The organism is Maribacter litoralis, assembly GCF_003075045.1.
In the GTDB taxonomy this organism is placed as follows: Bacteria; Bacteroidota; Bacteroidia; order Flavobacteriales; family Flavobacteriaceae; genus Maribacter; species Maribacter litoralis.
The window spans coordinates 956,313-969,075 of record NZ_QCZD01000001.1 but is presented as its reverse complement, the minus strand read 5'-3'; the positions used below and the strand labels follow the sequence as shown (position 1 = coordinate 969,075).

The 12,763-nt window shown below is 37.9% G+C and carries 6 protein-coding genes; all 6 read right to left on the bottom strand.

What is annotated here, in order from left to right; all coding sequences use genetic code 11:
• Positions 1 to 6 precede the first annotated feature (6 nt).
• Positions 7 to 852, bottom strand: a complete 846-nt coding sequence (locus tag DCS95_RS04485) for a family 16 glycosylhydrolase (RefSeq protein ID WP_244178374.1) — start codon at positions 850 to 852, stop codon at positions 7 to 9.
• A 6-nt stretch (positions 853 to 858) separates the two neighbouring features.
• Complete coding sequence (locus DCS95_RS04480; protein WP_116769616.1) at positions 859 to 4,194, bottom strand: VCBS repeat-containing protein; 3,336 nt, start codon at positions 4,192 to 4,194, stop codon at positions 859 to 861.
• Positions 4,195 to 4,277: 83 nt separating this feature from the next.
• Positions 4,278 to 5,819 (bottom strand): RagB/SusD family nutrient uptake outer membrane protein, encoded by a 1,542-nt coding sequence (locus DCS95_RS04475; RefSeq protein WP_116769615.1) that lies wholly within the window; start codon positions 5,817 to 5,819, stop codon positions 4,278 to 4,280.
• A 24-nt stretch (positions 5,820 to 5,843) separates the two neighbouring features.
• Complete coding sequence (locus DCS95_RS04470) at positions 5,844 to 9,137, bottom strand: SusC/RagA family TonB-linked outer membrane protein (RefSeq protein WP_244178373.1); 3,294 nt, start codon at positions 9,135 to 9,137, stop codon at positions 5,844 to 5,846.
• A 378-nt stretch (positions 9,138 to 9,515) separates the two neighbouring features.
• Positions 9,516 to 11,369: a DUF5060 domain-containing protein gene (locus DCS95_RS04465; RefSeq protein ID WP_116770148.1), complete on the bottom strand. Its 1,854-nt coding sequence runs from the start codon at positions 11,367 to 11,369 to the stop codon at positions 9,516 to 9,518.
• Between the two features lie 22 nt (positions 11,370 to 11,391).
• Complete coding sequence (locus DCS95_RS04460; RefSeq protein WP_116769613.1) at positions 11,392 to 12,648, bottom strand: glycoside hydrolase family 117 protein; 1,257 nt, start codon at positions 12,646 to 12,648, stop codon at positions 11,392 to 11,394.
• Between the last annotated feature and the right edge of the window lie 115 nt (positions 12,649 to 12,763).

The following is a 12,763-nucleotide window of genomic DNA, read 5'->3' as shown; positions in this document are numbered from 1 at the left end:
TTGTTTTTATTTAATTGGCACTAAAGTATAGGCACGTACCCAATCATAATAGGTGGTGTTTTTAGTATCGTCTGCTAATTCTTCTGGTGTTGGGGGTGTTTCCCAATTGTACGTTTCGGTTACCAAATGCATGTACATTGGTTTATTGAACGGTGTTTCCCTAAAAAATGTACTAGGGTTCATGGTAGTTCTGTATTCGCCATCTAAATAAATCTTTATAGTGTTGGCATCTACCCACCAACAACCGTACACATGATACGCTTCATCTGCTGGCGGATTAATTTCAGAGACGACTCCTTTTTGTGACTTCACTGTTTTTACTCCATCGCAATCGGTATAAAAGGTATGTGTATTCGATCTTAATTTGGTTCTAAAGTCAACACCCGTTTTTTGCTGACCAACAACTTCTACAATATCCAATTCCTGTACTTCAAACGGACATTCTTTGGTGTCTGGTTTATTCTTTAGCCAAAAGGTAGACGACATACTAATACTAGAAGCTTTCATTCTGGTTTCAAAATAGCCATAAAGTGCATCTTTTGCTACAGATGCTACGGCACCGCCCGCAATGTTATATTTCTTGTCGTTCTCTAAAACTGAATTTTTTATTTGGAGATTACCATCTTTCACAGAAACGGAATAATCTCTAAAAGTAGCCGGAGGTCTACCATCTACCCAATAAGGTGATCTAGCATACCATTTACTGGTATCTAATGAATTTCCTTCAAATTCATCGGTAAATTTATCATTTGGTACCCAAGTATATCCTTTAGGAGGTTGGGGAGCTTGTGCTGTTAAATTGAAACAGTACATTACGACTGTAAATAAGAATAGTGTTTTTATCGATTTCATATTTTATCAATTTTTGAATAGTTGTATCTCGTCATTATTATTACCTACCAGGAGTCCTGTTTTTCCGTTGGTCAGTGCAATTGATTTTAATGCTTTTACGTTTTTAGGGGCAAAGAATCCGCTTGACAAACGGTTTTGAGGTTTAAAATTTCCTTCTTTTGTGCCTAATAATACTAACCCGACAGAAGCATCTGCTCTTGTAGTCTCAATTTCAGATTCGAATTTATTTCCAGCTAAGACAATATCCGTAAGTCCGTCCGCATTAAAATCACCTGTAACAAAACCGTTTACACTTGAGAACTGTGCAGGGTAGGGAAGTGGGGCTAGTTTTGCATTTCCATCTTCAAAATTAACAATAACACTTGCGAATTCATAGGCGTTTAGTTGAAGCGCATTATCAATACCTTCCCCAATAATTTCCCTAAGGTTAGATTTAGAAAATTGAGTAAAAGTTTTAAATTTTCGGTCCAATCCTGGTAATTGCTCCGAGCTACATTGTAGACCCCTTATAGGTACTTGTCTACCTTTGTAGTCTTTCGCTAGAAAAATATCATTTGTACCGTTTTGGTCAAAATCACTAGCGTAGACCTTAAATGGTTTCTTTTCGCTTGCCGTAAACTTGTAGTTTAGTCCAAGATTACCGACTAAAAGTTCATTACTACCATCTTGGTCAATGTCTACGGCTGTAACTGTATTATACCAACCATTAGTTTTGTCTAAACCGTAGGAGTGCGTTTCATTTACAAGATTGCCATTATTGTTTTTAAATGCTGAAATAGGCATCCATTCACCAACTACGATAAGTTCTTTATTATTATCGCCATCAATATCCGAGTATGTGGCATCTGTTACCATACCAATAAACTCCAGTTCAGGAGCCAGCTCTGCTGTAGCATCGGTAAAGTTTCCGTTTTCGTTTTTTAGAATAATACTTCTTGGAGCTTTTGGATATTTTGCAGGAACCAGCCTACCGCCTATAAAAAGGTCTAGGTCACCATCATTGTCAACATCAAAAGGCAGTACGCAACCACCACTTTCTGCACTTTTAATCAGCTCTTTTTTCGTAATGAAATTACCCTTACCATCGTTGAGGTAGAGTCGATCTTGAAGTAAAGGGGAGTTTTCGGAAAATTCATTACCACCGCTTACCACATAAAGATCAAGATCTTGGTCATTATCTACATCGAAAAATACGGCATCAACATCTTCAAATTTTGCGTCACCGGATAAAATGGCATTGTCTTTTTTTACAAAGGATTCTTTAGCAGTTTGATAATAAATAGCACCTGAACTGCCTGTTGCCCCACCAACATAAAAGTCCTCTAAACCATCATTGTTAATATCGCCAACGGCAATACAAGGTCCTTCGTTAGAAAGTTTGTGAGGCAGTAATACCTGAATTCTAAAATCGTCAAATTCATTTTCTTGGTGTTTGTAGACGGATGAGAAAGAAGAGCTGGTTGCATCTACAAATAGGGTTTCTTTGGTTGAAGACTTTTCTAAAGGCTGTAAGGCATTTTTATAATCGACAATGATTGTTCTATTGGCAGCAATATCATGAAGTTGATGCTCTTTGCCATCTGGCCAGCCAATGGTTAGGGAGTCTATTTTAGTTACATCTCCAAGACCAAAATGTGCAATTGGTTCTACCGAAGAAAGATAGCCACGAACAGTTTTAAATTCATGAAACTGTATGCTATCATTTATTTTTAGTGTGATTTTTGCTCCTAAACCATCCTTGTTTGTTGCGGGACCCTTGAGCTTTATTTTAAGATATCCGTTCTCTTTAGAATTGGTAAGGTTTTCATAAATAAAAGCTGGATCATCAACGTTATTTACGATAATATCCAAATCGCCGTCATTATCCAAATCTGCAGTTGCGGCTCCGTTAGAAAAGCTTTGTTGGTCTAATCCCCAAGCCTTACTCATATTGGTGAATTTTAAATCACCGTCATTTTTATAGAGGTAGTTCGAAATTTTGTTCTGTTTAAATAGGGAAATAATATGCTGTGCATTCTCTTCATTTGTTCGTTGAGATGCTTCGGCACTTTGCATGTATTGCCTAAATTTTATAGTGGCATCTTTATCCCAAATATCTCTTTTAAATCCGTTTGTAATGAAAATATCCCGTAGACCGTCATTATCGAAATCACTTGCCAAGCATGCCCAGCTCCAATCTGTTTTGGCAATGCCCGAATACTGCGATACATCACTAAAAAACCCTTCGCCACGGTTTTTTTGAAGCATGTTGTGCATGTATTGGTAATGAAAACCATTGTTTTTCATATTGGCGAACAGCTGTGTGTTCATATCTGCCATCGTGGTTTTGGAGCGTTCATAGTCCTCTGGCATCATTTCTAATTGAATGATATCTTCCCAACCATCATTATCTAAATCTGCTATATCTACACCCATGGCGTAAAACGGTATATGATTAAATCTCGATTTCAATTGCTCGTTGAAAATTCCATTACCCTGATTCATGTAGAGATAATCTCGTTCTAAATAATCATTGGCAACAAAGAGATCCACTTGGCCGTCTTTATCCACATCAGAAGTTACTAATCCTAGTCCGTAACCAAAATTGCTAGTAATTCCCTTTTGTTTGCCTACTTCTTCAAATTTTCCGCTGTTGTTGATAAAGAGTTTGTCTCTATAGAAATCATTTTCATCGGCCTTACCCGCTAAAACCTGCTGGTAGTTGAGAAAAAAATGTTCAGGTCTATTCGTAAGGTAGAGGTCCAAGTCATTATCGTTATCCATATCAAAAAAGGATGCCATTACCGAAAACCCTTCGTCTGCCAATCCGTAGTCAGCGGCAGATTCCTTAAAGGTATTATCCCCTTGATTTATGTATAGAAGATTGCTTCTTTCTTGTGGCGTATCTTGCCAACCGCCTCTACAGACATAAATATCTGTTAAGCCGTCTGCATTTACATCTGCCATGACCACACCGTTATGCCAACCGTCTTGCTTGCTTAAGTTTGCCGAATCTGTAATATCATCAAAGGTGAAGTTGCCTTTGTTTAAATATAATCTATCGGGCGCTTCATTAGCTGTAAAATAAATGTCAGATAAACCGTCATTGTTGATATCTGCTATGGCAACACCCGCACCATTGTAGACATAGTTGAAAATGGCAAAGAAATTATCAAAGTTTTCTTCAATCGTATTTTTAAATTTGACGCCTGAATCTTCGGGCTGTACTAATTTAAACAGTGGTGTTTCTTTAGTATTCTTCACTTTTTGAGCCACTTCTTTATCTTCACAACTATAAAATAGAAAGCTGCTCAATAAAACAATTATTACGGTTTTGGCGGCTAGAAAACGGTGAAGAAACATATACAGTGTTTTAGCATAAAAGCCTATTCAGAAATGATGAATAGGCTTTTTAATTATTTGTTTAAGATATTAAAAATATATTACTAGTAACCAGGGTTTTGCACCAGATTAGGGTTAATGTCCAACTCAGATTGAGGTATTGGCCAACGTATTTCAAAATCTTGAAATTCAGGTCCTGGATCACCAGCATTTGGTCCGCCTTGTGTTATCCCCGAAATAGCTTCATGATAGACGCCAAAACGAATAAGATCATTACGTCTCCATCCTTCAAAACAAAGTTCTTTTCTACGTTCTTCTAAAAGTTCGGTTGCATTATCGTCTTGTGAACCTACAACCATATCTGGAACGGCATCATCAGTCATTCTAGCTCTTGCTCTCAATCGGTTTACAGTAATGTCCAAATCTGCCTGAGTAAGCTTGCCTTGACCGTTAAGTGCCTCAGCGTACATTAATAGAACATCTGCGTACCTAATGTACGGGTTATCAAATGGCGTGTCGTTAGGATAGCTATTTGGTTTTTCTGCATGCCATTTCCAACCTCTCCAGTTATTCATGTTTACGGTATGTGTTTCTGGGTCAGAGAATCCTTCTTCTGGAGTTGCGTCATTGGCATTGTGCTTAGCGATATTATTAAACAACCTAACATCTTCTCTGTCGTAAGAAGCTTCAAATGAATGATTGATAAAACAAGTACCCCAGCCACCGCCGTTGTTTACATTTCCATTAGGACCGTAAAAAGTACTTAATAGTCCGCCTTCTCCACGTGCAGGACCATCCATACCAATAGAATACACCATTTCTACGCTTTGCTCGTTATTAAGGTCGAAAACCTCTCTGTAGTTTGGTAAAAGATCATAAACACCGCTATCCATTACTTCTTTTAAAACAGTTTCGGCACTGGCCAATTTGTCTGTTTGATTAAGGGGAAAGCCACTCATTTGTAAATAGACTTTACCTAATAAAGATTTAGCTGCGCCCTTTGTGGCACGACCGCCACCTTGTTCTTCCGGTAGTACACTTGCGGCTTGTTGCAAGTCTTGTATGATGAAGTTATAGGTTTCTTCCGGTGTTGCCTGACTTACTTCCACAGACTCTAGATCTGTAGTTTCACTTGTTAACAATGGAATGTTTTCATACGTGGATACTAAAGAAAATAACACCATGGATCTTAAGAATTTTGCTTCGGCAACGAATTTACTTTTAGATTCATTATCGATTTCATCTTCGTTCATTGCTTCAATTCGGTCAATTGTACTGTTGATTCTGTTCAATGCAACGTATAAATTCTCCCAAATAGACCGCACCACACCATTTGATGGTGTTAATTGATGCAGATAGATAAATTTTCTATCACCTGCCCATGGTGGAAAAACAACTTCATCAGCGGCAACTGTACCCCAATGAATGCCCCAACCATCTTTACCATTTCCGCCAGATGAAACTATAGGCTGTACGGCATCGTACGCACCAATAAGATAGGTTTCTGCACCTTTGGTGTCTACCAAAAGAGCATCGGGAGTTAAGAAGTTACTGGGGTTTTCCGTTAAAATATCATCATCACAAGAAGACACAAGCAACAGTCCTGCCGCTAGCGTCAATATTCCGTAAAATTTAGTTTTTTTCATCTTTTAATTTTTTTTGTTCTTTAATTAGAATCCTACGCTTAAACCTAATCTTATAGTTCTTGATCTTGGGTAAGAGTCTGCATCTAGACCTGGAGTAAGTTGATTGTTACCAACACTTACGTCTGGATCGTAACCTGAGTATTTTGTAAAAACATGTAGGTTATCCACAGCAGCATATACTCTACAGCTTTTAAGACCAATGCTTTTCTTTACTCTGGTAGGTAATTCATAACCTAAAGTAACGTTGCTAATTCTAAAATAAGAGCCATCTTCAATAAATGACGAATAAGCAGTTCCATTAATACCAGCATCGCCATCTCCCCAAATAGAAGGGATATCTGTATCTGGTGTTTCAGGTGTCCAACGATCGGCAACTCTACCATATTTATTTAAAAACGGAATTGCTTGGGCCGTACCTTTACTAAGACTTTTTAAGTAAACATCGTTACCATAAGACCATTGGGTAATTACTGAAAGATCTAAGTTCTTGTATCTAAAGTTATTGGTAAATCCGCCAAAATGCTTTGGTAATGCATTACCTATTATTTTTCGATCATCAGAATTTACAACGCCGTCTGCAGCATCTGGTACACCGTCACCATCAGTATCAACAGTAAGTTGATCTACGAATTTTGGCATACCTGGTCTGTATTTCGTATTGTCTGGCTGACCGGAAGAAAGCACTGTACCTTCTTTAAGTTCATAAACCACATCATACCAGACCACGCCTTGATCTGCAGCGTCTTGCCTAACTTTTGCGGCAGCTTCTTCATTTGATAATCCGTCGAAAGCGGCAAAATCACTATAGTTATAAATTCCATCGACTTCTAAACCATACATGGAACCTAAAGATTCTCCAACCTTTACTATGTAATCATCTTGTATTTGATTGTCACCGATAGAGTTTACCAAAAATTGATCGGCATCACCAAGATCTAAAACTTGGTTGTCATTAAAACTGATGTTGAAATTCGATGTCCATCCGAAGTTTTCATTGTCAAAATTTACCGTGTTCAATGCAAATTCAAGTCCCTTATTCTCAACTTTTCCTAAGTTTTTAAATACGGTTTTAAATCCGGTTGTTGATGGTAATGGAACTTCTAATAAAAGATCAGAAGTTTCTTTACGGTAATAATCTGCTTCTAAAGAAATTCTATCATTGAACATTCCTATGGAAAGACCGGCATCAAACTGTTGGGTAGTTTCCCAAGTTAATTCTTCATTCGCAAGTTGCTGTATAGATGCTCCTGTAACCAATTGATTTCCGTTTAATATGGTACTTGCTACACCAGCTTGAGCAAAAGATCGGTATGAACCAATGGCGGTATTACCGGTTTCTCCAAAACTAGCCTTAATTCTAAAACGATTTAAGGTGTTGTTTTCTTTGAGAAAGTTTTCGTTTGCTACGTTCCAGGCAACACCTACCGAAGGAAAGAAGCCAAACTTTTTACCCTCTGCAAATCTAGATGAACCATCATATCTAGCACTGGCATTTAATGTGTATTTACCTTTGTAATCATATTGAACCCTAGCAAGATACGATTGTAGAGCGGTTTTGGTAAATCCAGAAGAGTTAGGTAAGGTCTCCGTGGCAGAAGCCAAATTGTTTAGGTTTACGCCAGGGAGATCAAAACCTGTTGCTGCTGAATTGTTGAATTCAAATGTATTCTGTTGTTCTTCATAAACCGCCGTAGCATTCAAAGAGTGGTCTCCATAAACCTTGCTGAAGTTTAAATTTTGCTCGGTTATAATACCAGTTCCCATATTGTTGTTTACGAATGCTCTACCATTCGCCGTTCTACCCCAACTGATTTTCTCTGAAAAGTAAGCAGTACCTTTAGTAGAGGATATATTACCCCTTACTGATGACTTAAAAGTAAGTCCGTCTGCCAAGGTATATTGAATATATACACTACCGAAAGATTGAAAAGCGGTTCTGTTATTACTGTTAAACTCTAGGGTAGCCAGAGGATTAGTAATATCACCATCTCTTACCGAGATTATACGACCGTTTTCATCATATTCGGCATCATCATATCTATTGATACCTTGTACGGGTGTAAAAAGTATGGCACTGGTAATAATACCGTTTCTACCATTACCGTTTTCATTGGCTGCATTTACGATACCATTATTTTTGTTGATACCTAAATTCAGGTTCATACCGGCTTTTAATTTGTCGCTTATATTTTGATTGATATTTAAGTTTCCATTATACCTTTCAAAATCAGATGTTTTTACGATACCCTCTTGATTAAGGTATGAGAAAGAAGCTGAATATGTGTTCTTATCACCACCACCGCTCATAGATACTTTATAGCTCTTGGTGATTGCTGGTCTTGTAATTTCTTTTTGCCAGTCGGTAACCAATACTCGAGGATCGCTCAAATCTAATGGTGAACCATCATCATATCTATAAGCTCTGGTGTAAGTATCCTCGGCATCGGGGTTCCATGGGAAATAATCGTTCCAGAAATCTACATATTCTTGACCGGTCATTAGATCCAATGGTCTAGCTAAGGTAGATACACCGGTAAACGTTTCGAAATTAAGTGAAGCTCTACCTTTTTTTCCTTGTTTTGTCGTAATTATAATTACACCGTTCGCACCTCTAGAACCGTAAATGGCTGTTGCCGAAGCATCTTTCAAAACTTCAATAGATTCAATAGAGCTAGGGTCTATTGTTGATAGCGGACTTGTAGAAGAGTTACCGATACCAACGGCAGTACTGGCAGTATTACCTTGTAAGGCAAAGCCATCAATTACATAAAGGGGATCATTACTAGCGGTAATAGAACTACCACCTCTAATTCTAATGTTAAAACCAGATCCGGGCTCACCGCCGGATTGTACAACTTGTACACCAGATGCTCTTGCCGCTAGTCCCCCTTCAAACGAAACAGGAGCCACTTTATCTAAATCTTCTCCTTTTACAGAAACAATGGAACCTGTTAAATCTTTTCTTTTAGAACTACCGTAACCTATAATGACTACTTCGTCCAATGTAGAAACATCGGTGTCTAAAACAACATTGAGATTAGTTCTACCATTAATAGCTAATTCTTTTGTTTTATAACCTAAATAGGTAAAAACAAGCGTGTCGTCAGCACTGGCATTAATTTCATAATTACCATCAAAATCAGTAGCTACGCCAGTGGTAGTACCTTTGACAATAACGGATACTCCAGGTAAAGGACCTGATTCATCGCTTACGTTACCTTTGACATTAATGTCTTGGGCGTACATTAAATTGATGCTTACTAAAAAGTATAATAATAAGAACCAAAGTGTTTTTGAGTTAATTTGTTTTACTCGCATAGTTTGTTCATTTTCAGTTGATGCAATATTTAAAAAAATGTTAAATTTTTACGACACAAATGATTTAGAGAGTGTTACATATGGTTTTTGCTATTATTTTATGGGCTATTTTGAGTATTTGGCAATATGCTGAGCGTGGTAGTAAAACCATTTGTGCTAATCCATAACCAATCAGTTCCATTTTTCAGTATGGCAGAAACTGGTTTTCAGTGACTAGTTCGATAAAAGATGTAGTTGTGGTGCGTCAATCTTTAAAAAGACAAAAAAGCACATGGTATTTGTTCTTTGGATTTTTAATTTTGAAGGACTGTAGGTGTCTAATCGTTAAAATAATCGAATGAACGATTATTGTGCAAATGGTTTGTTTGGGTTGTATGATCATATTTTGGAAAGGAGAATGACCCAGTCTTTCTGTTCACCCTTTGGAGCTATTCCTAAATCCACTTTTTGACCACCCGATACCTTTTTGATTTTCGAAGTTTTTAGCTTTCCACCTGTTTTTGGGTTGTACCAATGCACCTTATAGGTGTTGCTTGTTTCACTTAAATCTAAAACTGTAGATTCTACGCTATTCAGGTAAACGATATAAGTATCATTTGGTTTTGCTAGGCAGTAAACTGTGTTTTTGTTCTCTGAATTACCAACCAGCTCGTTATGGTTCTCCATTTCCCAATAAGAAAGATTGTTTTCTTCAAAAAACTGCATGGCATTGTGAGCTTGATTCCAAAATAAATCTCGAGAACGGTAATCTTCGCAGGTAAGGTCAGAATGTTCATGTTTATATCCAAAATACCATTCGTTGCCCCAGCCACCGGCCATAAGTGTTCCCCAAAGTCCGTTTCTTCTTGCTAGGTCATGATCTGGGTTTTCGTTATCAGGTAAGAGGGAGTGTTGTGCGTCACCCGGTTCATCTACAGCCACTGCCCATTGATTGCCGGCTTTTTTTGAAGCAGCTAACCAATGCAATACTTCTTTATGTATACTACCAAAATCGGCTCTATGGGTTTGCACGGATGGTCCTGTAATACCAGATTCGGCTCCTAGCAAATCGTCAAATTTTTTCCCATTGTGAATAACCAAGTGATGATGATAGGGATCGTGAGTTTTAAAATAATGAGCCATAGCCAGGCGCTGCATAGTATCTTGTGGTGGGGTTGTAGGGTTTTTTACCCATTCACCGTTTTCCTCGCAAAGATTCCAGTTTAGTGCTAAGTGATGCCCAAAGCGTGCAATTAATTCTCGGTAGTATAACTTGCTATTGGCACCAACTCCGCTATTATCCAACAGACCTTGGTTTTCTACCTCTAAGGTTTTAAAATGTAAAAACAGTCCAATTTTTTGTGCATGACTAAATACAATTTCCCATTGGTCTAATTTTGAAATGTCCATACGGTCCCAAGTGTTGTAATCAACATATGGAAATACATTTTTATCATCACCCTTAATGTTATTGGTCAAAAAAGAAAAAGCATTAAGACCTTTGTTAGATAAATAATTAAGCGCACCTATCATTCCTTTTCCCTTATTACCTTTCCAAACCGGGTCAGTAGTATTCCAATCTTGAATATGTGGAGACCATGTCTTTACCAATTTATCGCCATGACCATCGTTGTGGAAAGTACCATCGAAATCTGCATAGGCTAAAAAGTTTTCAGGAGCATCCGCGCCTTGTTTTAAGAAGTATTCGTTGGTTTCTGCAAATTTCAAATAACGCTCACCAACATATTGCAATCTACCTTTTGCTCTAAAGTCTTTCCCTTTTTTATCGGTTGGGGCAATAGTGAAACTACCTGTATGGCCATCCATAAATTCTGCACTTACTCCCGTATCTGCTTTATCACTAATAGCACTCCAATTTCCTTTTCTAAAATCTACTTTAAAACTCCATTCACCAATTTCATCGGGCGCAAAATGTACTTTCCATTTATTTCCTGCAATGGCAGAAGTCTCACCGGCATTTCCATCAGCAGCAAAATATCCTGGTACTAGGTAAGTTTTATTAGTAGCATTATGTGTAAAACGAACATTGAATCTATAATTGGTAAAAGGGTTGATTTCTGCCTGCTCAGATGAATGCGGACCGTCATATACTATGGTAACCTTATGCCACTTTTTAAGCTCTCCTTCAAGTTGATAGTTGATATCGTTTTTTGAATCTTGGGCGACTGAGTAGTTTATAAACAAACAGCCTAGAGATAATAATAGATACTTAAATGTAATATCGCATTTCATAATGGTAGGTTTTGATAGCATCTTATTTTTCCTTAACAGCTTTATTTTGAACATCAATACGCTGTTGCTGCTTTTTGCTTAATCCTAATTTATAATAATCACTTGGTTTGTAATGCCAAATGTTAGAATGGGTTTTCATTTCTTGATCATCGATTTCTAAACTTAGATCGCAGTCAAAGCGCATTAAAATGGAATATTGTTTGCCTTTAGTGCCGGCTGTTATAGCATGAGATATTCCCCAAGTGATACCTTTGCCGTAATCAGTGTTTGTAAAAGCATCTGGAATATATGGTCCGCCAGCAATTGGCATTAATGAACTGGTAATAGCGGCAATTGAGAAGTTAACACCATCGGGCGCGTATTGAATGGTAAAATGTTCGTTACCGTCTTTAATGACTAAAGCGGCAATACCTTCTTTAAAGGGGAATAATGTGGTTTCATGCCCAGAATTCAATACCGGGTTTAAAGGACTTTTGGTAAACGGACCAAGAGGGTTGTCTGCGGTAGCTAGCCCTTGCATGCGCACTAGTTTAGGGTCTCCGTCAAAATCGGACTTATAGTATAAATATATTTTATCGTTATAAACCAACGGGTAGGGGTCGTGAATTGAGTATTGATCCCATTCACCTTTACCACCATTGGGTATAACAATTTCGTTATGGGCTGTCCAAGGACCATCAGGAGAATCGGCATATGACACGGCAACAGGGCAGTCGTCGCCTCTTTTTCCACTAGCCTCCATAAATCCTTGATAATAGAGGTAGTATTTTCCTTTGAAAAACAAGATGTCAGTGGTGGAAACTGAGCGCCATCCTACTTGGGGTTTTTCAGGTCTCTTTATAGCTACGCCTTGTTCTTCCCATGTAATACCATCTTCACTGGTGGCATACCATATTTCGGCAAGATCCCAGTCACTAGAAGGTATGGTGTCGTTACTTTTAGCAGCACCTTGCGGCGGAGTACTAGTATGTCTGTACGTGTACCAAACATAATATTTACCGTTGTGAAATATAACTTTTGATGGGTCTCTTCTAGAAACGGTACCGTCACCATTACTATAATCCAATCCCTTCAATTCAGTATATTTAAATTGAGAATACAGCTCGTTATGCTCTGGGCGTGGGGCTAAATATTGATCATAATTTCGTTGCATTGCCAAGCTCAAGGGCTGATCGGGTTTTTCTTTAGGTAGATGAAACGGAAAAGCCTTTTGTGCATTTAAAGTACATCCTAAAATAACAAAACTAAGCAGTAGTGCAACGCGCTTATAAGCAATCATAAATTAGTGTGTTTGATTATGTTTTCAAGATAATGCAAATACAAAGCACTTAGCTTAAGCGTTGTGATCATTATTGCAACAGGTGACCAAAACCATACCACAAATGATTATATAT

What these genes read in the sequence shown, in the direction of transcription:
- DCS95_RS04460 (WP_116769613.1), bottom strand. Translation starts at nt 12,648, where the DNA reads ATGATTGCTTATAAGCGCGTTGCACTACTGCTTAGTTTTGTTATTTTA.
- DCS95_RS04480 (WP_116769616.1), bottom strand. Translation starts at nt 4,194, where the DNA reads ATGTTTCTTCACCGTTTTCTAGCCGCCAAAACCGTAATAATTGTTTTA.
- DCS95_RS04485 (WP_244178374.1), bottom strand. Translation starts at nt 852, where the DNA reads ATGAAATCGATAAAAACACTATTCTTATTTACAGTCGTAATGTACTGT.
- DCS95_RS04470 (WP_244178373.1), bottom strand. Translation starts at nt 9,137, where the DNA reads ATGCGAGTAAAACAAATTAACTCAAAAACACTTTGGTTCTTATTATTA.
- DCS95_RS04465 (WP_116770148.1), bottom strand. Translation starts at nt 11,369, where the DNA reads ATGAAATGCGATATTACATTTAAGTATCTATTATTATCTCTAGGCTGT.
- DCS95_RS04475 (WP_116769615.1), bottom strand. Translation starts at nt 5,819, where the DNA reads ATGAAAAAAACTAAATTTTACGGAATATTGACGCTAGCGGCAGGACTG.